We start from the raw sequence: 25,674 nt of genomic DNA, 5'->3' as shown, positions 1-25,674 counted from the left end.
GAAACGAATAAAAAAGCAAGTTAGTGTGAGTAGCATATACATGGCTTCTATCCCAAGAAGTCGAACTAATGGAAACACGTTGATCTTAGCTGTCATGCCATGCAGTATCTGATGGCTTCTATCCCAAGAAGTCGAACTAATGGAAACGAATAAAAAAGCAAGTTAGTGTGAGTAGCATATACATGGCTTCTATCCCAAGAAGTCGAACTAATGGAAACGGCTTTGCCAATGGTTTAGGTTGAATCCACTTTTTAGAATGGCTTCTATCCCAAGAAGTCGAACTAATGGAAACCTTGGGCGATCGCATCCTTGGGAGTGCTACTGTCAAAGTAGCGAGAGTGAATAAGCCATGAGTGAGCCAGCCACTAGGTCAGAGATAGGGCAAGTATTAGATGCAGTCAAGTCCATGCAGACTGACATCAGGGCTATGCAGACACAGATACACGACTTAACCATAGAGGTGAAGGTCAGCCAAGCTGAGACTAGCGAAAAGTTCAACACGCTAGAGGAGCGACTATCTGGAGAGATCAACACGGTGCGGGCTGAAATCAAAGCCGTAGACGATAAGCTGTCGGGTCAAATCAAAGCAGTAGATGACAAAGTCATTGACCTTCAAGATCGCCAAAAGACCGTTGATTCGCGCCTTTGGGGATTTATTGTTACCCTCACTGGTGCGATTATCGCCTATCTCATTAAGCTGTCATTCTTTGATCAACGGTTGGGATAATTCATGAAAATCATCTTTAACCTAAGTTTGGGTAAATCTATCATTTCCCCCGAATCACCTTCCCTTAATCACTGAACGTCGCAGAGCTACCGTAGGACTTTCTTGGCAGGTATCTTGATTCACGGCGATCGCCATGATAGCCAAGGCTTGGGCATCACTAGGAATATCAATCCTTACGATTGTTTCCCGTTCACTATGGTTATCCTGGAAATCAAAATCCACCAGCCAGCGGGGCCCAGCAATTAAATCCCCTGTTTCTGCATTTGTAACCCACAACTTTACACAAACTCGTTCCTTACTCTGGCTAAGTTTGACGCGAATCTCCATCGATTCATTGGCAACCATATCTGCTTCGGGCAATGTGAGAATGGGGGGCAGGAGTGGAAAATCCTCTGCAATTGGCCCATCTTCATTCTGATAACCAACCTGGGAAGCCTCCACCTGGGCTAATCGTTGTAAATTTGACCAAAACCGCTCCTGGCTGCCAGCGGATGAAAAGGGAGGAGGTGTAACGGGCACATCCACAACTGAAAGCGGTTGGCAAAATGTTGGTAAACTCACCCGCCGTTGTCTCTTTGACTCCGAGATGGCTCCTAATCGAGGCGGTAAGGTGATCCCTGGAGATGGTGACGGAGTCAATTGCACGGGAGCCAATACCGGCAGTTCGGGACTACGGCGACGGGGCAGGAGAGGCGGGCTGGCTAAGGGTTTCACTAAGGGCTGATCCAGGGGCGATCGAGGGGGTTTCGGAGGATGCAAGGGTAAAGGTTGGGCAGGGGAAACCGGGGTTTGAATCACTGGAGAGGATTGGAGTGGCTTCACCGGTATAGTCGATTTAGACTCATCCTTCGGTTTCGGGGCGGTGGACGCAAGGGGTAAATCAGGGGCCGCTAAGATCGTCACCATAAAAGCTTGAGATTGGCGAATTTCCGATCGCCCCAGTTCCGTTGTTGGGATCACCCGTGCTTCACCAACCACCACAGAGATATGGGTTAATTGGGGCATTTCATAGGCAAACTCTAGGTTGGGAGCTACTCCCACTGGTTCAATAGAATCTTCAAGAATCACTTCGCGGGTAAGGGGATTCCGCAGGCGAATCACAACCGTTCCCGGAACTAGAACCTGGCCACGAATAGTTAAGGATTCATCGGAAAATACCGTATAGGCACATTGGGGCAAGGTAATCAGGGTGGCAGGTTGGGTGGGTTGTTGGGCCGTCTCCGCATCTAAGGGTTGGGGATCGGTCAAGTTTTCCACCGATTTCTGTGAGGTTTGGGTAATGGGAACCAACACATCGGATTCGGGGGAGGATTCAAGTACGGGTATAGCTGGGGCAGCAATGTCCCTTGATTCAGATGGCCCAGACCAACTTTCTTCCTCCGGTAACCCAGCGGATAACATCACGGGCGGTTCTTCGGTAGCCGTCACGGGAATTGTTGGCATCCAGTCCCAATCTTCCACTTGGGCTAATACATCCAACCTGATCTCAAAGGTACCCCCTTGAATGACACCCTCTTGAGTCAGACGACAGGACAATTCCCAGCGACCCGGCTCTAAATAGGTAAAGGGAATGATCCCCATTAGACCGGAGGGACTGGTGCGATGGGTGCGGCGTTGGTAGCGTTGCTTCGGTTGCCCCTCTTGCTCATAATAATGTTTGATTTGTACCTCAATGGGTGTTTCCGCCGATGGACAACGGGCCATGAGCCGATAACAGCCCTCTAAAATTTCCACCGAGGGGGGTTCAAGGGGGAGCCACGCACGATCGCCCTCCTTCTGTAATAAAAATTCCCAAGTCGCCATTACCGCACCCAATCACTCCTACTGCTTAAGATATTGCTACCTAAGGGTTCTTTTATGCAAACATATCTAGGAAAATCTGCCCGTATTGTAGGGGTAAGTCCCCTCCTTCGCCAAGGTGTCCTAGGCACTAAATTCCTTTGGAACTAGGATTTCCAAAGGCGATCGCCCACAAATGTAAAGTAAAATTAGCCACGATTTCTATATCTTTCCTAAACATATCTTAAGATTTTATTTAGATTTGGATTTTTATTGGTATTTCATGGTTTTTCATTAAGTTAATTTATAAAATGTTGAGAACACACCCCTTATTCCGTAACGTTTTTAACCTTATTCTTGTAATAGCCGAGTCATTAAACTAGCGATCTCCAATGGGGATCGCCCACCCTGTCTAATCTATCTCCCATTTCATTGCCAAATCCAGGTAAAATGCTCCCAGTCATAAGTAGCTCTGATTATTAAAATAATCTTTCTGTATTGTAAATATTGTCGTTTTGTAGTCCTTGTTACTTGTCTCTTACAGTAAAGAACGTTATAACAGTCCCATAAGCCAATACCCAGGTTAATTCAATCTTGACCTTTGGAGATCACTGTAGGTTTCAGCTATAGCGGAAATCAGTTACGAGGTATAGCAGTTTGTTAGGAGTTGGGCCGGAGCAGGATTTGCTAGAATCCACCGAGGTTCTAGAGCATCTGAGCATCACGGCGATCGCTGGGTTTATTTAATCTCATAAGAGTTTGATTATTTTTTTTTCAGATTTTTTATGTCGTTCCGACGGGATCACTGATTCTTGCGAGTTTCTTAAGTTATCGCCAACCTGGAACTTATTTTATCTGCGAGTATTTTTATACTCCTGTGGGCTTACCTAAATAATCACCGGACTGGTGTGATCCATATACCTCTTGTGTTCCTCCTTTTGTGGGATCAATTGGCCTATCGGTTTTATCAGTCGTTGTGTTCGTTTTCTTCGACCATGAGGATAATGCTATGAATGTTTCCCCTATGACTCGTTATTATTTATGCCACCTTCTCGCTGAACGCGGGGATATTGATGATCTCCTCCGTAATACACCTGCGTCAGTTCACAGAGCTTCGATGTCAGGGGAATCCCTTACCGTAAATCGTTTCCTAGAGCATTTGATTCATCTCATCCATCTGTCCGATCTCCAGACCGGTGAATTGGAGTTACTGGTCAACCTGCACCAAAAAATCAAAGATCGTCAATCCACAAAACCAGAACATCTCCACGAGTTAGAAACCAAATTGTTTGCCCTCCTCGGGCTGAGTGAGGCCCCCATGGATAGCCCGGAGGAGGAATTTACTAATTTCTTTGAACCAGACATGGCGATCGCGCCCCATCAGACCTATGCCTATAAACCAACAGCCATGCCCACCTTGGACGAATATTTAGAGTATTTTCAAAAAGCTGGCCAAATCGCCCAAACTTACCTTGGCAAGATGCTAGTGAGCAACTATTGGCTCGTCACCCGCCCCAGTCATCACTGGTTGCAATCCTTTAATGTGGTGGCCGTGAGTCCAGAGGTCAATCAGGTGACATCTCAACAGACTTGGACACAACAGCATCTTACCATTGAGGAAAAATCCCTGCTAGAATCCTGGCTGGCGGATTTTGTTGCCCGTTGTAGCCGAATTTTACCTCCCCTGCCCCGTCTGCTCAAGGCTGAAGGTATTCCGGAAGGAGTCTTAATGCCACACGGTTATCAATAAAAACCCCCTCACGCTCTCACGTAGGGGGATCGTTCCTTGGATTTCGTGGGACGCGGGACTTTGATAACTTAGTTTTGATAACTTAGTTTTGATAACTTAGTTTTGATAACTTAGTAGGTTTCCACGTGCCAACGGCTTTCCTTTTTCAGGGTTCCCTTGAGAAACTCGGTCCAGTCAGCCCCATTTTTAGCCGCAGCTTCAGTCATAGCTTGATCAATGCCTGGCTCCATGCCCTTGAGTCCGCACATATAGACATGGGTATTTTTCTTCTGGAGGAGTTGCCAAAGTTCATCGGCGTGTTCAGCAATCCGACATTGGATGTACATCTTGCCCCCTTCAGCGGTTTTTTGCTCCCGACTAATGGCATAGGTTAAACGGAAGTTTTCCGGGAATTTCTCTTGAAGTTCCTCTAGCTCTTGCTTATAGAGAATATTAGGCGTATAGGCAACCCCAAAAAATAACCAGGCTAAACCTTTGAATTGATAGTCTGCATGCTTCTCCTTGAACATCCGCCACAGGAATGCCCGGAAAGGAGCAATCCCCGTCCCCGTCCCCAGCATGACAATGGTTGCTTCCGGGTCATCAGGCAAGAGCATTTCTTTACCCACAGGGCCCGTAATTTTGACCTCATCACCGGGTTTTACCTTATTCAGGTAGGACGAGCACACCCCGTAAACCTTGTCACCACTCTCTGGGTCTTTGTACTCCAGTTGGCGGACACACAGGGATACGGTTTTATCATCCACAAAATCACCGTGGCGGGTAGAGGCAATGGAATAGAGGCGAAGTTTATGGGGTTTACCCTTAGCATCCGTACCCGCAGGAATAATACCAATGCTCTGACCTTCTAGGTAGCGCAGTTCTCCCTCAGAAAGATCAAAGATAATATGCTTAACGGTGCCTTCTCCCCCTTCCCGTACCAGTTCTTCATTGGAGATGACCTTGCCCATGTAGGGTTTATTGGGCCGATAAATATTAACCGGAATATCTGCCTTTGCTTTTTTCTGGGGTTCAACTGCTGGGGCTGATGTTGCTGCTGGCGGTGGCGGGGTGTCAATACCGAGGGGATAGATACTGACAATCTTGCCCCCCCAACGACTGATCTGTTGCATAAACTGATTCATGCGGCTGTAGGGCACATTAAAAAACGTACTACCACTGCGACGAATATCATAATCGGTTTGATCGGATTCACTCGTTTGACGCAGGCCAGTCACCTCATACCGGAATACGCGACTACCAAAGCCGGTATTTCCGCTGGTTGCACTCAAGTTATACATCAGTTACACCATCTCCAATGCTAAATTCAGCTTTACATTTTGCAACAGAACGTTCCTCTCGCCAACTACAATGTTACAGGCAACCGGTTGACTAGAATCTCTGCGAGGCCATTCTATACCTAGAATAGATGGGAGAACAGCTTAAAATAACTGGTCGTCTGGATAAGAAGTGTATATGATCATGAGTCTCACTCCTGACCAAGAAAGCTTTGTTCAAACCAAGCGTCAAGCTGGTACTTCCAAGTGTGAAGCATCGTTGGGTAAATTTCCATTGGCTCACTAACTCAGACTCCGTCTTTTCACCGCGAATGGTGGCCATGGCGAGGTCTCCATCCAGCTAGACCATTCAAACCGTTGATATAAATGGGTTTCTTCTGAAGCCTGTTCACGATATACCCCCAGAATTACCCCCAAATGATCGTTGCTTGGGAAAGATGGGAATAGACTTTTTAAGATACCGCCGGGCGTAAAGTCCCTGTCATTGGCGTTTCATCTGCCAGCCCCGGAACTGGTATGGACATAAGATGTCAGCTTATTATTTAGTTGTGAGGTTTTGAAGTCTCATTCAGACATGGGAAAATCACCTTGAGAATTTATTGAATCCACCCAGACTTGCAGGTCTGGGTATTTTTTTAGGCACGGTCAAACCAGAGAACCTTAATCACGCCACTGCCAACCAGAGTCACCAGGGCCACAATGAAGCCCCATAACCTTGCATCAGTCGTTTTCTGTTGTCCACGCAGTTCGGTAATGTCATCCCGCAGTTCAGAGCGTAAGCCATCAACCTTGTCATTGAGAGCCTTAATCTCGGTATGAACTGTATTAAATTGCCCCTTCGTTTCTGCAATGTGGACATCTAGCTTCTTATCCATGGATTGCAGTAAGTCCATGATTTGCTTGGCTTCACTGGCTGTGATCTGCTCACTCATGGCTTTGACTCCATAGAGGTCTTCCGTGGTCGCCCTCACTTACGCTTGGCAGGCTGCTCTGCCATCTCAGAGGATGGGGAAACATCCGCCGCCGGTGATGGGGTTGATGTGCCTGGCTGGGCGATCGCCCAGCCAAAGAAAAACATCCCGCCCTAGGCGTTGCATGGAAGCATTGCTATTACTATGGGCGAGGTCAGACTCGAACTGACATGGGGAAACCCCGCTACATTTTGAGTGTAGTGCGTCTACCATTTCGCCACTCGCCCGCAGAGGCTTATTATGCCATATTGCGTCCGTTAAGGGTACTCCTAATTTTCGCGTAAGCGGGGGCGGCTATACAATGTTAGAAAATAGCAAAATAAAAATTCGATAAAATTTTGAACGTCCACCCAAGCGATACCATCTATGTTTGAAAGCTGTCCCCGCTGTTATTCCAAAATCGGCCCCCCCTTGAAATCGGGACGGCAGGTATGTAGCAACTGTGGCTGGAGTGATGTGGTCATTGAGCGATCGCCCCAAACGGGTAAGCCCATTCCAGGAAATCAACCCAGCCAATCCCCGGCAAAACCCACCAATAAGACAGGAGCAGGGAATATTATTGCCCTGTTTTTTCGGATTATCCGCCGATTTTCAACCTATATTGGCTTAATTATTCGCCAAAAATGGACGCAATTTACAGTACTGTTCCGTAAAAAGAAATCCGATCCAAACCAGAAGCAAGGCCGATCCTCTAATCTCTGGAGTGATCTGTCCCAAAAACTAAGCCGTCTAGAAGAAACCATTCCCACGGCGGAAACCCTAGATAGAACGGTATGGATGACGGCGGAAATTGCCTTTAATTATCTAGGCGGTGATGTTAATAACCCCGAATCAGAAATTACATCAACCCAGGGCGATCGCGCCATCAAGTTTTCCCAATTCAAGCGATTAATTGACCCAGCAGACTATACTCAGTTTGGCCTGGAGTGTCATGTAGAGCGACGACGGCAAAATAAACCTTGGTTGCGTCTGCTACCCTCCAAGTAATCCATTGATTTTTATGGCATTATCAAACTCATGGGATTAATTGTTCAAAAATATGGTGGCACCTCCGTTGGTAGTGTTGAGCGCATTCAAGCGGTGGCTCAACGGGTCAAAGCGACGGTTCAAGCAGGGCATCAAGTGGTGGTCGTTGTCTCCGCCATGGGTAAAACCACCGATGGTCTGGTCAAGTTAGCCCAAGACATTAGTCCCAATCCCTGTCGCCGCGAAATGGATATGCTCTTGTCCACCGGGGAGCAGGTGTCCATTTCCCTACTCAGTATGGCCCTTCAGGCCCTTGGTCAGCCCGCCATTTCCCTCACCGGGGCCCAAGTGGGCATTGTCACGGAACCGGCCCACACCCGTGCCCGGATTTTGCATATTGAAACCCAACGCTTAGAACGCCACCTCAAAGAAGGCAAAGTCGTTGTTGTTGCTGGTTTTCAGGGGGTGACCGCCGCCGAAGATTTTGAAGTAACTACCCTCGGGCGGGGCGGCTCTGATACCTCTGCGGTGGCCCTAGCGGCTGCCTTAGCTGCCAACTGCTGCGAAATTTATACAGATGTCCCTGGCATTCTCACCACAGATCCCCGACTGGTGCCCGATGCCCAGTTAATGGATGCCATTACCTGTGATGAAATGCTGGAATTAGCGAGTTTGGGAGCCAAGGTACTCCATCCCCGTGCCGTTGAAATTGCCCGTAACTATGGGGTGGATTTAGTGGTTCGCTCCAGTTGGACTGATGAGCCTGGTACTCGGGTGATCTCGCCAGTGCGCCAACCTCGTCCCGTGGAAAATCTGGAACTGGGCCGGCCCGTAGATGGGGTGAAACTGGACACAGATCAGGCCAAAGTGGCCCTACTGCGGGTTGCCGATCGCCCTGGGGTGGCGGCCCAACTCTTTGGAGAACTGGCCCAACAGGACTTGGATGTGGATTTAATTATTCAATCCATCCATGAGGGGAACACCAATGATATTGCCTTTACCGTTCAAAAAGCTTCCCTAAACCAAGCGGAAGCGGTGGCAACGGCCTTTAGTCCCCTGCTGCGGAACAAAAATGGTTCTACTCGCGATAGTGCCGAAGTTCTCATTGACCGGGATATTGCCAAGGTGAGTATTACGGGAGCCGGCATGATTGGCCGCCCGGGGGTAGCTGCCCAGATGTTTTCGGCCTTAGCGGCGGCGGGCATTAATCTGCAAATGATTTCCACCTCTGAAGTGAACGTTAGTTGTACGGTCATGGCGGTGGATGCTGGCCGGGCCGTTGCCCTCCTATCCCAAACCTTTGATGTAGAGATGGTTTCCCAGCCAGATTGGCCTGATCAAACGACGGAATATCCAGCGGTGCGGGGGGTAGCCCTAGATGGCAAGCAGGCCCGTTTAGCCATTCGCGATGTACCCGATCGCCCCGGGATGGCGGCAACCATTTTTCAGCGTTTAGCCGATGCGGGCATCAGTGTGGATATGATTATTCAGTCCCAGCGATCGCGATCCTTGAATGGGGTGATCAGTCGGGATATTGCCTTTACGGTGGCCGAGGGAGACGGTGACGGGGCCCATCATCTGCTCAAGGATGCTCAAAGGGATTACCATTGGGGCGAGGTTCTACTAGATCGGGCGATCGCCAAGGTGAGTATTGTCGGCGTGGGCATGATCCACCGGCCGGGGGTGGCAGCTCAGATGTTTGCGGCCCTAGCCCAGGCCAACATCAATATTCAGATGATTGCCACCTCAGAAATCCGGGTCAGTTGCGTTGTTGCAGAAGCCGATGGTATTGCCGCCTTGCAAGCAATTCATAGGGCCTTTCACCTTGGCGCCTGAACTTAACCGATCAGGTTCTAAAATTTCTACAGGAATAAAGTTCTACGGGAGTAAAGTGGCAGGTAAGTGGCCTGTTTGCACATCCCATAGGTGACTATAGATGCCAGCCAACTCAATGAGTTCTTCATGGGTTCCCTGTTCGACAAATCGACCGGCATCCATCACATAGATACGATCTGCATGGCGAATCGTGGAGAGACGGTGGGCAATGGCAATGGTAGTACGGTGCTGGGTGATTTGGGCGAGGGAGCGTTGAATGGCCGCTTCCGTTTCGTTATCCACCGCTGAGGTGGCTTCATCCAGAACTAAAATGGGTGGATCCTTGAGAATAGCCCGGGCGATCGCCAGGCGTTGACGCTGTCCTCCCGATAGTTTTTGTCCCCGCTCCCCCACCACCGTGTCATACCCTTGGGGAAGCTGACGGATAAACTCATCGGCTTCCGCCATCTTCGCCGCCGTTATTACTTCTGCAAGGGTCGCTTCAAAGGTACCGTAGGCAATATTGTCGTACACGGTGCCATGGAATAGAAAAACATCCTGACTCACCAATCCAATGGCTGCTCTCAAATCCTTTAGGCGTAATTCATGGATTTCAATGCCATCCAAAAGAATGCGTCCCCCATGAATCTCATAAAATCGCAGCAGCAGTTTCGCTAGCGTGCTTTTACCAGAGCCGGTTGCGCCGACAATGGCAATGGTCTGACTAGCGGGAACGTATAGATCAATGCTGTGGAGTATGGTGTCGCGGCCACCGTAGGCAAAACTGACTTGTTCAAACCGCAACTCACCCTTGACGTCCTGGGGCACAAGGACGCGATGTCCCGGATGAATTCTAATTTCTGCATTCAGTAAATTCATCACCCGTTGGCTGGATGCCATTGCTCGCTGATATTGATCTAGGGTTTCTCCCAATCGAGTCAGGGGCCAGAGCAACCGTTGAATTAAAAAGACCATAACGCTATAGGCCCCCACATCTAAGCGGCCGGCGATCGCCGCAAAACCGCCTAAAATTAGGGTTCCGGTAAAGCCAAACAGAATCACGAAGCGAATTAGGGGTATATAGGCCGCACTCAGGGCGATCGCCCCACGATTGCTCTGGCGATAGGCCAAACTATCGAGGCGAAGACGTTCCAATTCATACTCTTCAGCAGTGAAGCTTTTAATTGTTTGCATACCCGCTAAATTATTGGCAAGACGTTCATTTAATAACCCTGCCTTCTCCCGAACTTGGGCATAGCGAGGGGCTAATCGCCGTTGAAAAATAATCGACCCCCAAAGAATAAATGGCATGGGTAGCATCGCCCAAATGGTCACGGTTGGAGCCAAGAAAAAGAAAATTGCCCCAATAACAATCACTGTGGTCGTCACTTGGAGAATTTCGTTCGCACCCTGATCTAAAAATCGCTCTAACTGGTTAATATCATCATTCAGAATCGAGAGGAGAACCCCACTACTGCGATCCTCGAAATAGGCTAATTCCATCTCCTGCAAATGGCTGTAGGCATCCAATCGCAAATCATGCTGAATCTGCTGGGCTAAATTCCGCCACAGGCGATCGTAGGCATACTCAAACAGGGATTCTAAACTCCAGATCAAAAAAGAGACTAGGGCTAAAGCTAAAAGTTGTTGCCGGGCACTAACAAGTCCCCAGCGGGCGAGGATAGAGTCCTGTTGCTCGACGACAATATCTACCGCAATCCCAATTAAGACCGGCGGCGCAAGATCAAAGATTTTGTTGAGTACGGAACAAGCAGAGGCTTGCCAAACCTGGGTTTGATACTGTCGAGTATGGGTGAGTAGACGAGCAAAGGGATGGAGTGAGGGCACAATCAGCACGAACCAATATTTTTTCTAGTTTAACCGAAGATGATATTTTAATCTAGATGAGAAATTGACTTAACGTATTAAAGGATTGATGAACGTCTTTGTGAATTTCATCTATAGTTATACTGGCTGTAACTATTTTATAATTCAACTCCAATGAAGTTAGCTGCATTGATAACTTATAAGCTTTAAGATATTGAAAAAGAGAGTCTAAATTTTCAAATAAGAGCTTTTTACCATTGACAACTTGAAAGATTTTCCTCCTAACACTTCTCCAGGATTGACCGGCTGAAAGAATAAGGTTCTGTTCAGCTTCCGGGAGCCACTTCATTGCTCATCACTGAGCGGAACAAAAGGATTAAAATCAAGAACATTGACATCACCGTAGAGTTTCAATGGATTGATTTTTTCTGTATTTTAACTATTTTTTTAGTGTAGTGCAAATTATTGTGTTGCCTCATATTTCTATGCATTGGCATGTAACTTTAGGAAATATTTTGCTTCACCAAACTCTTTAAAAACTGAAGTCTTCTTGCCTGCTTGCCGATCCCTAGGCTTCCCTGGGGCTATATAATGGAGCAGCATCTCCATTCAAAATTTAGTTTCAATTATACGGCATGGATATCCAAACCTTTTTTGAGCAAAGTGCGGGTCGTTGGTTTTCTCAACGCACGAGTCACCATTTGGCCTTCAAGCAGTCAGAATCGGGTAAATCTCAATTGACGATTGAATTTCTGAGTGTCACTGACCCGGCTGTTATTGCTCTGTGTAACCAATACGAAATTGATGGGAGTCAGGCTCTCTGTGGTGCCCGTGTGAGTTGGGACGGCACAATGGAATGGGATGAGGAAAAGCATGAAGGCTCAACGGTGATTGTTCCGGTGGCGGATGGAAAACATTCAACAGAAGGGAAACTGCTGCGGGAAATGGGCTATGCGGAAAAAGCTCCCGTTGCTGGTCGGTATGTCATGGGGAGTGATGGGGCCCTAACCTTAATTACGGAGTATGACACCATGTATTCCGAGGAGCGAATCTGGTTTGCCAGCCCCAATTTACGTTTGCGTACCAGTATTTTGAAGCGATTTGGTGGCTTTAGTATGGCATCCTTTTGCTCAGAAATTCGTTTGGGAGTGACTCAAGCAGCCACACCTACGGCGGCAACGGCCCAAGCCCCGGCAGAATAACCCACGGTTTTAACTCGGACGTAACTTAACCGGACTAACTTAACCATCGTGATTTCCGCTGTTCTCCATGTTGCGATTCATGTGACGGATCTGGAACGATCTGCCCAATTTTATGGCAATCTTCTCAGGTTGACTTTAGCCGATCGCCCGTTGAGTTTTCCGGGACTGTGGTATCAGGTGGGGCCAGTGCAGATCCATCTCATTGAAACGAATCAATGCTCAAATGCTTTGGCGGAGCGGGAACGATGGGGGCGAAATCCCCATATTGCCTTGGCCGTCAATGATTTAGAGGGGATAGGCAAGCAACTGACGGCGGCGGGCTACCGGATTCAAGCCAGTGCCTCGGGCCGTGCGGCGTTTTTCGTTCAGGATCCCGATGGCAATGTGATTGAACTAACGTTCTTGGCTAACAACGTTTTAGGCTAAACTAGGCACATGAGCACAGTAAGCCTGGAAAGCATAGCAATTCATAAGTTTAGGGGGATTCGAGATCTAGAACTAAAAGGTCTTGGACAAATTAACCTGCTCGTTGGAATCAACAACTCAGGTAAGACAAGTGTTCTTGAGGCTTTATCTATCTATTGCCATCCATTAGATATAAGGGTATGGCTAAGTACTGCGAGACAACGGGAGCAAGAGTATAGGATATCTCGTACCCCCTCTCTTGATGCACTTCAATGGTTGTTTTCACATGATTTTCTATTGAATAGTGAAAAACTCAAGACGGGTACCATCTCTATTTCTGGCAGTGGATCATTTGCAGTCAAGCAGATGAAAGCGACTTATGAGGAAATGGAGGGTATGTTTGTCTCTGAAAAGCGGAGAAGGTTAGCTGCTGGAGATGATCAACTTGCTGAATCTGAGGACGAGCAGATAGGTGAAAGCGAGGATCTCCTCGAATTGAGAAAAGGAATTGACCTAAGAGTCGATCTATACACTGAACAGTTGAGTTTATTTAATAGTGAGGAAGCTGATATTATCGAGGACTACCAGCTTTGGGAGCATGAGTTTTTTTCCAGAACAGGGAAAAGAGAACCTAGCCTACTTACTTCAGTTGTCACACCTGCATCTCATCGCTCAGATATTGGACAGTTTCGGCTGCTGTCAGAAGCTCGGTTTCATAACTTTAAAGCTGATGTGTTAGATCTGTTGCGTCAGATGGATCATAATATTTCTGACATAGAAATTCTTTTGTCTCCAGAGTCTATATCTTCTCGATTTAACATTTACATTCAACATGAAAGGTTAGGACTTGCACCTGTCAGTACATTCGGTGATGGAGTCCGTCGCCTACTGCATATAGCTCTTAAGCTTGCAAGTGTCAGAGGAGGAATTTTTTTAATAGATGAGCTTGAATCCACAATCCATACTGAAGCATTGCAAAATTCGTTCGGTTGGCTCGTTAAATGGTGCAAAGAAATGGATGTGCAGCTCTTTGCAACAACACATAGTCTTGAAGCTGTTGATGCCTTATTGGATGTGACTGAGTATGAATCAGATTTAGTTCTTTATCGCCTTGAGCCGAAGGAGATGCAAACACGAGTAGTGAGACATGACTGGGATAGATTGAAACGATTGCGTGAGGAATTAGGACAGGAGGTTCGTTGGTGAACCGAAGATGTGTATTAGTTGGGGTTGAGGGGAACCATGATCAAGCTTTTCTATGCAAAGTCTTACGTGAATTACTAGGATTTTCCCAATTCAATGACGATAAATCAAAGCTGGATTCTTTGTGGCAAAAGTTCATTCCTGTATATCCTTCGAAAACAGGAAGGCTGTATCTTAGGCTTGATATGCCGTCAATTCTATATACAGACACTTTATCTGTAGCTATATATGCGGGTGAAGGGAGTAGATTAGTAGATAACTTAAAAGACAAGTTGGCTGATATTGATTATTTGAACTCTTTGTCAGCATTTGCAATTGTAGCTGATGCTGACAAACAAAAACCTGCTGAAGTCGCAAAGAAATATTGTGACGGATTGAGTGAGTATTTTCCTGACTTTCCATCTGAAATTAGCGAAACTGGTGCTGTAACGAAAACTACGCCAAAGTTGGGAATCTATATACTGCCAAACAACTCTGACCAAGGCGTACTGGATACATTGCTCTGTGCGTGTGGAGAAGTAGCTTATCCTGCATACATGGAAAGGGCTAAATCCTACATTTCTCAATTTTCTGAAGAAGAAGTTAAGCAAATTGGCTGGAAGCCTTTTGACAAAGAAAAGGCGACAGTTGCAACGATTGCAAGCATTCTTAAGCCAGGTAAAACAAACACAGCAAGTATTTCAGACAATGCTTGGGTTAGCACTCAGACTGAGCAACATATTTTGAGTCTCAACAATCTGACGATCTTTTTGAGGGAGCTACTATCAATCTAAGTCATGTCTGCTAGTGGTTTTTCTTTAGAAAGATTTGATCTTGAAGCCCACGGACAAGCTTCAGGTTGCCTCCTTAAAAATTAGGGTAGAGCAGCCCAACAACGTGCTAACCCCCTAAGTCAAGTCGCTGGGCTTGCGGCCCTTTTGAACCTGTTGACCAACGCAGTAGATGTTCGGCCCGAGTGCCGACACCGATTCCTGAATGGATGGCTGAAATAGATTCCCCGATGGCTTGACGGGGAGCAAGGGTTCCTAGGGCGATCGCCCGATCCCAAGAGCAGATGCGCCATTGGACGAGATTTGTGACCGCCGCTAATAAGGGTAAGGTTGTCCCTGCCAAGGTTCCATCCTCTAGGCGGGCTGTACCGTTATCTATGGTAATTTCCCGTTCATCCCACGGGTACACCCCATCGGCTAAACCCAGGGGGGCAAGGGCATCGCTCACTAGAAAGGTACCGGCTTGATGGGGGCGATCGCAGCGGAGGAGAAGATTGATCATTAAGGGATCCACATGTTGGCCATCAGCAATCAAACCATACCAAACCCGTTCATCGGCGATCGCCGCCGCCAATAGGCCTGGATTTCGATGGTGCAAACTGGGCATGGCATTAAAGGCGTGGGTGACCATGGTTGCCCCTTGGTCAAAGGCTTGGCTGGCTTGGGTTGCGGTTGCTAAGGAGTGGCCTAAGCTGACCGTGATCCCCTGTTCCCGTAGGTAGGGAATGACGGTGCCGGTTTCATCTAATTCCGGGGCAAGGGTGATTACTTTGACGATAGGGCCGTAGTCCCCCAGCACCCGCTTCACCTGATCGATCGTGAGGGGCAGCAAATGTTTTTGGGGATGGGCCCCCCGTTTCTGGGGATTGAGGAAGGGGCCCTCTAAATGAACGCCCAGGATGTGGGCTTCCTGGATAGACGGCTGAGAGGAGAATGCGGTGGCTAGGGTTTCTAGGGCGCGGTGAATATCGGCGATCGCTGAGGTGACGAGGGTGGGTAAATAGGCATCAACCCCTTGATTCCAGAGAAACCGGCCAATCTCCCGTAGTTTGGGCAAATGTTGGGGCTGCAAGAGGGGAAAGGGTAGACCGAGGGCCCCATTAATTTGCACATCAATCCCACCCAAGGACAGGCGATCGCCCCCTAAATCTACAACCTGAATGGATGGATCGAACCATGGTAGGTCATTGGCTTCCGGCTCAATGGCAACAACCACCCCCTGATCAATGAGAAGTTGCTGGGGATGATCATTACCAATGAGGGTTGCCTGTCTCAGCCAATGGGCCACGGTTTTGACTCGTCGGGGAAAACCAACTAACTGGCGGGAGCCACTTCAGAGCTTGGGCCGGGCTGGGGGGCCATTTTAGATTTGCGTGCCTTTTTGCGATCGCTGGCGGTAACAGGGCGCATTTCAATATGGTTTAACAGGGTCGTAACAAAGGCAAAGAGCAGAAACGGCAACGTTAACACCAGAATCAGTCCCCCCACCAAGAACGCCTGCACAGGATTGTTGTAGAGGGTGACGGAGGCCGCCAGGCCAATAAATAGAACAATCAACCAAATGATAATTTGACCGTAAATATCACCAAAGGTGAGGGTGCAGACAAAACGGTATTTTTGAATGTCATTGAGCATGGGGGATTCCTCAAGGCAGTGATGAGAGCAAGAATTTACGTAACTTAACTTAATGACTTAAGTTAGGGAGTCAATGGGGGTCTGAGACTCAGATACAGAAAAACCAAAGTAATCGAATTCTAGATAAAAATTCTCAGAAATGACAGAGATTGCAATAAATGTATAAAGATGGGGGCCCAATCGGTACAATTCCGTGGGAATAATATTACAGACTGTTTCAATTTTTTCAGGTTTGGGCATGAATGAGACCACCTGCGTCGCCATTGTCATGGGAAGTGATTCGGATTTACCGACCCTTCAGGGGGCGATCTCCATCTGTGAAGATTTTGCCGTTCCCTGGGAGGTACAGATTCTCTCAGCCCATCGAACTCCCCTAGAAATGAACGAGTTTGCCCAAGGGGCCCATCAACGCGGCATCAAAGTTATTATTGCCGGAGCCGGAGGGGCAGCCCATTTACCTGGAATGGTTGCGGCCCTCACCCCCCTACCCGTCATTGGTGTGCCCGTACCGAGCCGTCATCTTCAGGGCGTGGATTCCCTTTACTCCATTGTGCAAATGCCCACCGGTGTTCCCGTAGCAACTGTGGCGATCGGTAATGCCCGTAATGCTGGATTACTAGCTGTACAGATCTTAGCGAGTCATGATCCTGCTCTCCTAGAGCGGGTCTGCGCCTACCGTCACGCCTTAAGAGAAACCATCAGAGAAAAAAATCATCAACTTCAGTCCCTGGGCTACCGTGATTACCTCAGTCAGATGTCCCTCTAGGATCGGTCTAATCTCTAGATGAATAGGCCATGGTCATGGATGGGGCTAGTTCAGTTCTATGGGATATTTCGAGGCGGATAGCCCTTTCCCCTTGGCCACAAGACTACAGTAGGCAGTGCGAATCCCTTGGTAGGGCTTGAGATAGTTATCCAGCAGGGCTTGATCAAAACTGCGGGGATCATTCCGTTCTCCGTAGCGATCGATGTCCTTATGAAACACCACCCGATCCTCAGCAACATGGGTACGACTAATCAGCCATGCCAACGAGCGATACTGGGCATCCGTATAGCCACTGTGGCTATCGTATTCGTGGATGCCATCATCGGGGGTTTCCAGGGAGATATGGTAGGCAAAATTATTTACTGATGCCGCGATCTCTGGATTCGTTTTCACGGATTCCCCCTGAAACTCAGAATTCCCTGCTCCGTAGGCTCGATTCTTGGCGGGTACGGTATGAATGAGGGTTCCATCCTGATCAATAATGGTGTGATAGCTCACCTGTTGATAGTCGTAGGGATGGTAGGTCTGAAACAGGTGAACGGTTCCCTCGGCAGGGCCAACGGTTTCATGAATCACCACTAAAAGGGACTCACTCACCGGACGACCATAGACATCTTGCCGGACGCGATCGCCATAGTTACTGGGATCTGCCCGCCGCCAAATTTCCTGGGGTCGATAGTGGGGCACTGTTTCCACCAGGGTATCTAGGGCAGCATCTATAGCGGGTGCTGCGGTAACTTCACACCGAGCGTCTACAGGCACGCCCGTTTCAATGGTGGGAACATAGCGGTTAACCTCCGCCCAAATTTGTTCCTGAACCTGAAGATTGGCTTCCTGACTCCGAGGCTGCTGGCCCGTCAGAGTCATCAGTCCTGCCAAACATAGCATGGTCATGCCCAGCGTCAAAGCAAATCGAACAATAGTCCAGCGCATCACTTCCATCTCACCCTGACCATCAGAAAATCACATATCTTTATTGAAAAACTGTAAACCAATGTACAGTGTGTCGTTATTCTGGCATTGAAATTAGCCTAGTAGGCTCACCAAGGGGCAGATTTTCGACTGACCGCTATACTCAAAGGAACAGCTAAACGTCAGCTATCCCTAACAATTGAAATCCTAAGCCAGTTTTTCGGCTGTCAAATGTTTAGAGTGCCAAAATTAATATCTAAATATCTTCATTCCCTTAACCTAAAACCCTTAACCTAAAAAAATAATGAACGTCCTCCTTCTCTATCCCAAATTTCCCCAGTCCTTTTGGTCCTACGATCGCCTCATGGAGATCGCTGGCTTAAAGGCAACCATTCCCCCCCTAGGAATTATTACCGTTGCCTCCCTTTTGCCACCGGAGTGGAATATTCGATTCTGCGATCGCAATGTCCGAGAAGAAACCGAGGACGATTGGGAATGGTGTGATCTCGTGATTCTTTCCGCCATGTTGGTGCAAAAGCCCGACTTTTTGGAACTGGTCAAAAAAGCCCATCAACTAGGGAAAAAGGTAGCCGCTGGTGGCCCCTATCCCACCTCTGTCACCCAGGAATCCATTGATGCAGGTGTGGATTATCTGATTCTTGATGAGGGGGAAATTACCATTCCCCTGTTCATTGAGGCCGTCAATCGGGGGGAGAGCCAGGGAACCTTTCGGGCTACAGAAAAACCCGATGTCAGTCAAAGTCCCATGCCCCGTTTTGATCTCCTGGATTTGGATGCCTATCTGATGATGGCGGTTCAGTTTTCCCGAGGTTGTCCCTTCAACTGTGAATTTTGTGACATTATTTCCCTCTATGGCCGTAAACCACGCACGAAGGAACCCCAACAGGCGATCGCCGAACTCCAGGCTCTCTATGACTTAGGCTGGCGGGGTTCCCTCTTCATTGTGGATGACAACTTCATTGGCAATCAACGCAATGTGAAGCGATTTTTGCGGGAATTGATTCCCTGGATGGAGGAGCGGAACTTTCCCTTTACGTTTATTACTGAAGCTTCTGTAAACTTAGCCGAGGACGATGAACTCCTAGAATTAATGGGCAAATCCGGCTTCTATGCGGTTTTCTTAGGCATTGAAACCCCCGATCAAGACAGTCTGCAAGTGACCCGCAAGGTACAAAATACCCGCAATCCCCTAGTAGAGGCCTGTAATAAGATCAATAAGGCTGGATTACTGATCTATGCAGGCTTTATCCTTGGCTTTGATGGTGAGCGGGCCGGAGCCGGGGAACGAATTCGCGCCTTTGTTGAGGAAACCAGTATTCCCCAACCGATGCTGGGTATTCTTCAGGCCCCCCACAACACAGCCCTTTGGGATCGCCTAGCAAAGGAAAATCGCCTTTTAGTAGATCATGAAAACCAAACCGGGGATCAAAATACCCTGATGAATTTCATTCCCACCCGCCCCATCGAGGAGATTGCCGAAGAGTACGTCCAGGCATTTTGGAATCTCTATGATCCGGCCCAGTATCTCCGCCGTTGTTTCAACCAATGTCTAAATATCCGCCTCGCCAATGCCAAAAAACAAACCATGCAGTTTCCCCTAGGCAAGGGATTACGCTTGATTGCCCAAGTGTTTTGGCTCCAGGGCATCCGTCGCCCTGAAATCCGCCAGCAATTTTGGCGGCAACTATGGACGATTTTCTGGAAAAAACCCCAAGTCTTGAATATGTATCTGGGCCTATGTGCCGCAGGTGAGCATTTTTGGGAATACCGAGTCTTGGCGCGGCAACGGATTGCAGAGCAATTGCACTATGATCCCTTGCATCCACCCATGAAATCTGTATCAGAACCATTGCTGCTAGAGCAGGCTTCCTGACCATAAAAACAATAAGAAATATAACGAATTCTTGACACATGAGGGGGCTGTTGACACAAGTCGCTAGAATGTTTCTTGTATTCCCACTATTTTATCTGTCAAATGTTAAACACAATTTGTCGGTGGTTCTCTCCTGTTGTGGCTCTGGGTTGCCTTCTTCCCTTACCTGCGATCGCCCAGATCCATCCTGCGGCTAACGCTACAAATACAACCGTGACGGTAAATGGTCAGCAATTTGACATTGGCGGCGGTGCATTTTCCAGGGATGGCAAAAATTTATTTCATCTGTTTCGGCAATTTGGTCTGAATGATGGTCAGATTGCCAACTTTCTCTCCAAGCCCAATGTTCAAAATATCCTCGCTGGCGTGAATGGCGGCGATGTCAGCTATATCAATGGTTTAATCCAGGTAATGGGGGGGAACAGCAACCTCTATTTACTTAATCCGGCGGGAATTGTTTTCGGGCCCAATGCCCAGTTAAACGTACCAGCAGCGTTCCATGCCTCCACCGCCCAACGGGTGCATTTTGACGGCGGTATTTTTGACATTAATGGGTTTAATGACTACGCCAACCTCGTCGGGAACCCCACCGGGTTTGAGTTTTTAAGCACGGGAATTATCGTCAATGAAGGGAATTTAGCCGTTGGTCCAGGGCAGAATTTAACATTGATGGGTCATCAGGTGTTCAATACAGGAACCCTATCGGCTCCGGGGGGACGGATCACAATTCAGGCGGTTCCAGAAACGGGCATGGTACGGATTTCCCAGGAGGGAATGATCCTTAGTTTAGAGATTCCAGCGGATCGGATTCCTGAAGATGGGGTGATTGAAGCGGTGGATTTACCCCGATTGATTACGGGAGGAGAAGATCGTCCACGGGTGAATAGTGTAGTACACAATGCCGATGGCACGATTAGCTTGGTTCATGACCCCAGTAAGGTGAATGTGCCAGTGGAGGGGGCAACAACGGTTGCCAGTGGCACGATGGATGTGTCGAATCCTGAGGGGGTGGGAGGACAGATTAATGTCCTTGGCTCTAATGTCGCCTTTGTCAATGCTCAGTTGAATGCCTCTGGTGGTGCGGGTGGCGGCACGATTCTGGGGGGTGGGGATTACCTAGGAGGTAGTGCAGGCACGGGTCGCCTGGATAGTAGTTTCAATGCCCAGAACTTATTTGTAGATAGCAACACCGTCATGAATGTCGATGCTGTGACTCAGGGTAACGGCGGGACAGTCATTAATTGGGCGGATAACAGTACGATATTTCAGGGAATGATCTCTGCCCGGGGGGGAGATTTGGGCGGTGATGGTGGGTTTGTGGAGGTATCGGGGAAAAAGTATCTGCATTTTGACGGACAGGTCAACACCCTTGCACCCCAAGGGCAAGCGGGGATGTTGTTGTTGGATCCCCAAGACTTGACTATTAGCACGGGAGCAAATTCGGGAGTGCCGAATGCGCCTAATGTTCTATTTACTGACAATGGCACGAACAATAGTGTCTTGAATACTGCCACCTTAAATGCAGCAACAACCAACGTAACGTTACAGGCTACACGCGATATTCGCTTTAATAACCCGGTGAGTTTAGCCAATTCAGGAGTTTCTTTAACGGCTCAAGCAGGGCGGGATATTTACCTGGATGCCAATATTACAACCAATGGTGGTGACGTTAGTTTACTGGCGGGCCCGACATCAGGCTATGGCTCTTTTGACCCCAATGGCATGATTCGACGAACAGGAACAGGAACCCCAGTGAGAACCATTCGGACAAATGGTGGCGATATTGTACTCAATGCCGCATCCATTGACTTGCCCAACCGAGACTTAAACACGAGCAATGGTAGCAATGATGCTGGTTCAATTACCGTAACCAGTACCGTTGGTAATATTACCCTAAGAAACCTAGCGGCTGGGGCCAGTTTAGCAGGAGCAACCGCTGACAATGTGGGTAATGGGGGGACAATTACCGTCAACTCTGCGGCTGCAATTACTACTGGAGCGATTACTGCAAATTCTAGTCGTACTGGGGGCGGTAGTGGCAATGCTGGAAATGCCGCTTCTGTTACTTTAACAGCCCAAGGGAATGTAACAACCACAGCAATTTCTACCAATTCCCAACGCACTCAGGGTGGTGCTGGTCATGCCGGAAATGCCGGAAATCTAACAATCACTACCCAAACCGGTAACATCCAAGTAGGTGCCATTAATGCTAGTTCTAATCGCGCAAATGCCGGGATTGGAGGTGCAGGTTTAGGGGGAATCATATCCCTGACGACGGCAAATGGCAATATTACTACCCAAGCCATTAATACCTGGACTAACTCTACTACTGGGGCAGCTAGTGACGGCGGTTCTATCTCCCTAACTACCCAAACTTCAGGAAATAATATTTCTACAGGGGCCTTGAATTCTCGTTCAACGGTTTCTGCTGCGACAAATAATCATAATGCTGGTAACGCAGGCGACATTACCTTTAGTTCTGCTGGAAGTTTAACTACGGCCGGTATTACGGCTAATTCGAGTCGCACGGGTGCAGGGGCTGGTGATGCCGGAAATGCTGGAAATCTTACAATCACTACCCAAACTGGCAACATCCAAGTAGGTGCCATCAATGTTAGCTCTAATCGCGCAAATGCCGGGATTGGGGATGCAGGTTTAGGGGGAATCATATCCCTGACGACGGCGAACGGCAATATTAATACTCAAGCCATTAATACCAGTTCTGCCTCTGCAACTGGTGCAGCTAATAATGGTGGTGCTATTTCCTTAACTACCCAAACCTCAGGGAATATTGCCTCTACAGGGGCTTTGAACTCTGGATCAACGGTTTCTGCCGGAACTAATAATCATGACGCTGGGAATGCGGGGAACATTACCTTAAATTCAGCGGGTAATTTGAATACTACTGGAATTACGGCTAATTCTAGTCGTACTGGAGGTGGGAGTGGCAATGCCGGCAATGCTGCTCCGATCAATCTATCCGCTGCTGGAACAATTACAACTGCTGCGATTACGGCTAATTCTAATCGTACTGGAGCCGGGGGTGGCAATGCTGGAAATGCCGCTCCAGTGACTTTAACAGCCCAAGGAAATGTAACAACCACAGCAATTTCTACAAATTCCCAACGCACTCAGGGTGGTGCTGGTAATGCCGGAGATGCCGGAAATCTGACAATCGCCACCCAAACCGGCAATATTCAAGTAGGTGCCATTAATGCTAGTTCTAATCGCCCCACTACTGGGATTGGGAATGCAGGTTTAGGGGGAATCATTTCCCTGACGACGGCGAACGGCAATATTAATACCCAAGCCATTAATACTAGTTCCGTCTCTGCAACTGGTGCAGCCAATAATGGTGGAGCTATTTCCTTGACCACCCAAACCTCAGGGAATATTGCCTCTACAGGGGCTTTGAACTCTGGATCAACGGTTTCTACCGGGATTAATAATCATAATGCTGGGAATGCGGGGAGCATTGCCTTAAATTCAGCGGGTAGTTTGAATACGGCTGCAATTACGGCTAATTCGAGTCGTACTGGAGGTGGGAGTGGCAACGCTGGGAATGCTGCTCCGATCAATCTATCCGCTGCTGGAACAATTACGACGGCTGCGATTACGGCTAATTCTAATCGCACTGGAGCCGGGGGTGGCAATGCTGGAAATGCTGCTCCAGTGACTTTAACAGCCCAAGGGAATGTAACAACCACAGCAATTTCTACCAATTCCCAACGCACTCAGGGCGGTGCTGGTAATGCCGGAGATGCTGGAAATCTGGCAATCACTACCCAAACCGGCAATATTCAGGTAGGTGCCATTAACGCTAACTCTAGTCGCATCAATGCTGGGATTGGTAATGCAAATTTAGGGGGGAGTGTTTCTCTAACGACAAACGGCAATATTACAACTCAAGGCATTAATACCAGTTCTAGCTCTGCTACCGGGACAGCTAGTAGCGGCGGCATCATTTCCCTAACCGCAGGAAATAGTCTCACCATAAGCTCGGGTAGTATTCTGTCAGGGGACAACCTGACGCTTATTGCCAATGAAATGGCATTGAATAATGGAGCGGTGAATGCCGGAACCCATCAGGTAACGGTGCGGCCCTTCAGCAATGGTCATGAGATAGATCTGGGGACAAAAACGGCGGGTAAATTGAGTTTGGTGTCTGCTGAGTTAAATAAAATTACGGCTGGAATACTGCAAATTGGTGACACCAACAGTGGTTCTATTGAAATTTCCGCTCTCCTATCGCCCACAAATACCAATACACTGCAATTGGTCACGGGGCAGGGGATTAACCAAACCGCTGGTGCAAATTTAGCGATCGCTAATTTAGGGTTAATCGCTCAGGGGAATGTTGAACTAGAGAATCCCGGCAATGCGATCGCCACCCTGGCCGGAAATACCACCGGGGCCATTAGCTATCGAGATAGTGGCGGCTTTACGATTGGCACCGTTGGTACAACAAATGGATTAACCTCTCAGGGGGCAATTACCCTCAATGCAGGGGGAGCCGTTACTCAAACCCAGCCGGTGGTTGCTCAAGGACTTGCCTTTTCCGGAAATGTTTCCTTTACCTTTGATCACACGGGTAATACGGTTCAAACCTTTGCCAGTGATGCAACGGGTGATATTGAATTTGTCAATTCAGGGACATTGATCATTGGTCAAGTGAATCCAACGGGGGTGACGGGTGCCAATAGCGTTAATATTCGCACCCAGTCAGGCAATTTAATCTTGAATGAGCCAGTGCAAGCCCAAAACTCAATTACCTTGGTTACTCCCAGTAGCTTTATTAATAATGCAGGTGCAAACGGAATTGAATCGACTGTGGGCGACTGGTTAGTCTATTCGTTTTCGCCAGCGTCCAATAGCAAGGGCGGGTTAGTGGGAGCCGAACAGTTTAATACGGTTTATCCAGATCCAGCCACCTTTACTGGCAATGGTTTTCTGTATCAAATCGATCCCAGCCAACTGAATCCTAATACTGTTCTCCCTGACCCTAGCTCCTCAGAATCAACGGCTATCAGCCCCACGCCAACGCCTTCCTCTTCTGTACCATCGGCTACCGCCAGTTCTCCAGTCACATCGACCAGTTTCGAGGCTAGTCCCCAGGTGGATGTCGTTCCCAACGATCCTGATACCAATGGCCCCTCGGATATTGCCACGATTCTTCAGGGACAAGAATCCGCCTCTAATGATGAAGAGGTGGTGTGTGATCTAGACAGCGAAGCGGAGGGCGCGGGTGGAACATTCAATGATCTCACCCCTGAGCAGTGGGCAGCAATGCTTGATGCCTTAGATTGTCCCTAGATTGTGCGTCTCCTGACATGAATTAATATCTAGAAATTACCAGGGTTGCAATACCGGTTCCCTCAAGAGTTCCTTTGTCCCCTGGCTCACCGTTAGAAACATCCCTCGGGGTGTTTTTGAAAGGATATAGATATAGCTCTGATTCACTGCCTCAAAGTAGTTTCCTTGGGGATCGTAGTCACTGAGTCGGAGGCGAATGGATTGGTTGCGATCGCCTTTGTTCATGGCTACATAGTAGGCAGGAAAATCACCGCCACAGATATTAACCCAGTAGTTTTTAGTTTCCGTTTCCACAAATGTGCTTTCTGTATTCTGGCACCGTAGGGGACGACCCTGACCTAGGGCAGGTAGGGGCACTGTCGCCAAAACAAGCATTACAGCAAGGAAATATTTCATGGTTTTTCACCGATAAACCCATCCCCTTGCGGGTGTAGGGGTGTTGACAGGTACTTTTGTAGGAAA

General features: G+C 48.3%; 19 protein-coding genes, 1 tRNA gene and 1 CRISPR repeat array (1 of these 21 cut by a window edge). Of the genes, 11 read left to right on the top strand and 9 right to left on the bottom strand.

Annotated features, from left to right (window positions below):
• Positions 1-292: direct repeats of the CRISPR family, unit length 36 nt; unit sequence ATGGCTTCTATCCCAAGAAGTCGAACTAATGGAAAC; it reaches 912 nt to the left of the window's first position.
• A 135-nt stretch (positions 293-427) separates the two neighbouring features.
• On the top strand, positions 428-727 hold the full coding sequence (locus tag L3556_RS09015) for a hemagglutinin (RefSeq protein WP_277866942.1): 300 nt from the start codon (positions 428-430) through the stop codon (positions 725-727).
• A gap of 54 nt (positions 728-781) precedes the next feature.
• On the opposite strand, the gene L3556_RS09010 is transcribed toward L3556_RS09015, so the two are convergent.
• The gene (locus tag L3556_RS09010; protein ID WP_277866941.1) at positions 782-2,530 is read right to left on the bottom strand and encodes a hypothetical protein; all 1,749 of its coding nucleotides are present in this window, start codon (positions 2,528-2,530) and stop codon (positions 782-784) included.
• 985 nt (positions 2,531-3,515) lie between these two features.
• On the opposite strand from L3556_RS09010, the gene L3556_RS09005 reads away from it, so the two are divergent.
• Positions 3,516-4,256, top strand: a complete 741-nt coding sequence (locus tag L3556_RS09005; RefSeq protein WP_277866940.1) for a hypothetical protein — start codon at positions 3,516-3,518, stop codon at positions 4,254-4,256.
• A 110-nt stretch (positions 4,257-4,366) separates the two neighbouring features.
• Here the strand turns inward: L3556_RS09005 and petH are convergent, their stop codons facing one another.
• From petH to L3556_RS08990, 3 genes are all read right to left on the bottom strand, one after another.
• Entirely contained in the window at positions 4,367-5,536 is a 1,170-nt protein-coding gene (gene petH, locus L3556_RS09000; protein WP_277866939.1) for a ferredoxin--NADP reductase, read from the bottom strand.
• 632 nt (positions 5,537-6,168) lie between these two features.
• On the bottom strand, positions 6,169-6,465 hold the full coding sequence (locus L3556_RS08995; RefSeq protein ID WP_277866938.1) for a hemagglutinin: 297 nt from the start codon (positions 6,463-6,465) through the stop codon (positions 6,169-6,171).
• A 184-nt stretch (positions 6,466-6,649) separates the two neighbouring features.
• Positions 6,650-6,731 (bottom strand) — tRNA-Leu (locus L3556_RS08990).
• A gap of 139 nt (positions 6,732-6,870) precedes the next feature.
• Between L3556_RS08990 and L3556_RS08985 the strand changes: the two genes are divergently transcribed.
• Both L3556_RS08985 and L3556_RS08980 read left to right on the top strand, forming a co-directional pair.
• The gene (locus tag L3556_RS08985) at positions 6,871-7,491 is read left to right on the top strand and encodes a hypothetical protein (RefSeq protein ID WP_277866937.1); all 621 of its coding nucleotides are present in this window, start codon (positions 6,871-6,873) and stop codon (positions 7,489-7,491) included.
• A 30-nt stretch (positions 7,492-7,521) separates the two neighbouring features.
• On the top strand, positions 7,522-9,306 hold the full coding sequence (locus tag L3556_RS08980) for an aspartate kinase (protein ID WP_277866936.1): 1,785 nt from the start codon (positions 7,522-7,524) through the stop codon (positions 9,304-9,306).
• Between the two features lie 42 nt (positions 9,307-9,348).
• Here L3556_RS08980 and L3556_RS08975 read toward each other — a convergent pair whose 3' ends face one another.
• Complete coding sequence (locus tag L3556_RS08975; protein WP_277867632.1) at positions 9,349-11,136, bottom strand: ABC transporter ATP-binding protein; 1,788 nt, start codon at positions 11,134-11,136, stop codon at positions 9,349-9,351.
• Positions 11,137-11,747: 611 nt separating this feature from the next.
• Between L3556_RS08975 and L3556_RS08970 the strand changes: the two genes are divergently transcribed.
• From L3556_RS08970 to L3556_RS08955, 4 genes are read left to right on the top strand one after another with little or no spacing between them, the layout of a single operon-like run.
• A complete protein-coding gene (locus tag L3556_RS08970; RefSeq protein WP_277866935.1) occupies positions 11,748-12,314 on the top strand; it encodes a phycobiliprotein lyase in 567 nt (188 codons plus the stop codon).
• A gap of 48 nt (positions 12,315-12,362) precedes the next feature.
• Positions 12,363-12,740: a VOC family protein gene (locus L3556_RS08965; RefSeq protein ID WP_338405719.1), complete on the top strand. Its 378-nt coding sequence runs from the start codon at positions 12,363-12,365 to the stop codon at positions 12,738-12,740.
• Between the two features lie 9 nt (positions 12,741-12,749).
• Entirely contained in the window at positions 12,750-13,925 is a 1,176-nt protein-coding gene (locus L3556_RS08960) for an AAA family ATPase (protein WP_277866934.1), read from the top strand.
• Positions 13,922-14,695, top strand: a complete 774-nt coding sequence (locus tag L3556_RS08955; RefSeq protein ID WP_338405734.1) for a DUF3226 domain-containing protein — start codon at positions 13,922-13,924, stop codon at positions 14,693-14,695. Before L3556_RS08960 ends, L3556_RS08955 begins: the two co-directional genes overlap by 4 nt.
• Positions 14,696-14,801: 106 nt before the next feature.
• Here L3556_RS08955 and nagA read toward each other — a convergent pair whose 3' ends face one another.
• Positions 14,802-15,980 (bottom strand): N-acetylglucosamine-6-phosphate deacetylase, encoded by a 1,179-nt coding sequence (gene nagA, locus L3556_RS08950; RefSeq protein WP_277866932.1) that lies wholly within the window; start codon positions 15,978-15,980, stop codon positions 14,802-14,804.
• A gap of 26 nt (positions 15,981-16,006) precedes the next feature.
• Positions 16,007-16,327, bottom strand: coding sequence for a hypothetical protein (locus L3556_RS08945; RefSeq protein WP_277866931.1), 321 nt, complete (start codon positions 16,325-16,327; stop codon positions 16,007-16,009).
• A gap of 238 nt (positions 16,328-16,565) precedes the next feature.
• Between L3556_RS08945 and purE the strand changes: the two genes are divergently transcribed.
• The gene (gene purE, locus L3556_RS08940) at positions 16,566-17,093 is read left to right on the top strand and encodes a 5-(carboxyamino)imidazole ribonucleotide mutase (RefSeq protein ID WP_277866930.1); all 528 of its coding nucleotides are present in this window, start codon (positions 16,566-16,568) and stop codon (positions 17,091-17,093) included.
• Between the two features lie 45 nt (positions 17,094-17,138).
• On the opposite strand, the gene L3556_RS08935 is transcribed toward purE, so the two are convergent.
• Positions 17,139-18,026 carry an N-acetylmuramoyl-L-alanine amidase gene (locus L3556_RS08935; protein ID WP_277866929.1) on the bottom strand — a complete coding sequence of 296 codons (888 nt, stop codon included), beginning with the start codon at positions 18,024-18,026 and terminating at the stop codon, positions 17,139-17,141.
• A 283-nt stretch (positions 18,027-18,309) separates the two neighbouring features.
• On the opposite strand from L3556_RS08935, the gene L3556_RS08930 reads away from it, so the two are divergent.
• Together L3556_RS08930 and L3556_RS08925 are read left to right on the top strand one after the other, a co-directional pair.
• Complete coding sequence (locus tag L3556_RS08930) at positions 18,310-19,899, top strand: B12-binding domain-containing radical SAM protein (RefSeq protein ID WP_277866928.1); 1,590 nt, start codon at positions 18,310-18,312, stop codon at positions 19,897-19,899.
• Between the two features lie 138 nt (positions 19,900-20,037).
• Complete coding sequence (locus L3556_RS08925; RefSeq protein ID WP_277866927.1) at positions 20,038-25,212, top strand: two-partner secretion domain-containing protein; 5,175 nt, start codon at positions 20,038-20,040, stop codon at positions 25,210-25,212.
• 36 nt (positions 25,213-25,248) lie between these two features.
• Here the strand turns inward: L3556_RS08925 and L3556_RS08920 are convergent, their stop codons facing one another.
• On the bottom strand, positions 25,249-25,608 hold the full coding sequence (locus L3556_RS08920) for a hypothetical protein (protein WP_277866926.1): 360 nt from the start codon (positions 25,606-25,608) through the stop codon (positions 25,249-25,251).
• Positions 25,609-25,674: the final 66 nt, after the last annotated feature.

The sequence above is a fragment of the Candidatus Synechococcus calcipolaris G9 genome (genome assembly GCF_029582805.1).
Classification (GTDB): Bacteria; Cyanobacteriota; Cyanobacteriia; order Thermosynechococcales; family Thermosynechococcaceae; genus Synechococcus_F; species Synechococcus_F calcipolaris.
The sequence above is the reverse complement of the archived record's forward strand: the minus strand, read 5'-3'. Positions and strand labels throughout refer to the sequence as shown.

Excerpts from the sequence above, each read along its gene's own strand:
- L3556_RS09015 (WP_277866942.1), top strand. The coding sequence starts at position 428 with ATGCAGACACAGATACACGACTTAACCATAGAGGTGAAGGTCAGCCAA.
- L3556_RS09010 (WP_277866941.1), bottom strand. The coding sequence starts at position 2,530 with ATGGCGACTTGGGAATTTTTATTACAGAAGGAGGGCGATCGTGCGTGG.
- L3556_RS09005 (WP_277866940.1), top strand. The coding sequence starts at position 3,516 with ATGAATGTTTCCCCTATGACTCGTTATTATTTATGCCACCTTCTCGCT.
- petH (WP_277866939.1), bottom strand. The coding sequence starts at position 5,536 with ATGTATAACTTGAGTGCAACCAGCGGAAATACCGGCTTTGGTAGTCGC.
- L3556_RS08995 (WP_277866938.1), bottom strand. The coding sequence starts at position 6,465 with ATGAGTGAGCAGATCACAGCCAGTGAAGCCAAGCAAATCATGGACTTA.
- L3556_RS08985 (WP_277866937.1), top strand. The coding sequence starts at position 6,871 with ATGTTTGAAAGCTGTCCCCGCTGTTATTCCAAAATCGGCCCCCCCTTG.
- L3556_RS08980 (WP_277866936.1), top strand. The coding sequence starts at position 7,522 with ATGGGATTAATTGTTCAAAAATATGGTGGCACCTCCGTTGGTAGTGTT.
- L3556_RS08970 (WP_277866935.1), top strand. The coding sequence starts at position 11,748 with ATGGATATCCAAACCTTTTTTGAGCAAAGTGCGGGTCGTTGGTTTTCT.
- L3556_RS08960 (WP_277866934.1), top strand. The coding sequence starts at position 12,750 with ATGAGCACAGTAAGCCTGGAAAGCATAGCAATTCATAAGTTTAGGGGG.
- L3556_RS08945 (WP_277866931.1), bottom strand. The coding sequence starts at position 16,327 with ATGCTCAATGACATTCAAAAATACCGTTTTGTCTGCACCCTCACCTTT.
- purE (WP_277866930.1), top strand. The coding sequence starts at position 16,566 with ATGAATGAGACCACCTGCGTCGCCATTGTCATGGGAAGTGATTCGGAT.
- L3556_RS08935 (WP_277866929.1), bottom strand. The coding sequence starts at position 18,026 with ATGCGCTGGACTATTGTTCGATTTGCTTTGACGCTGGGCATGACCATG.
- L3556_RS08930 (WP_277866928.1), top strand. The coding sequence starts at position 18,310 with ATGAACGTCCTCCTTCTCTATCCCAAATTTCCCCAGTCCTTTTGGTCC.
- L3556_RS08920 (WP_277866926.1), bottom strand. The coding sequence starts at position 25,608 with ATGAAATATTTCCTTGCTGTAATGCTTGTTTTGGCGACAGTGCCCCTA.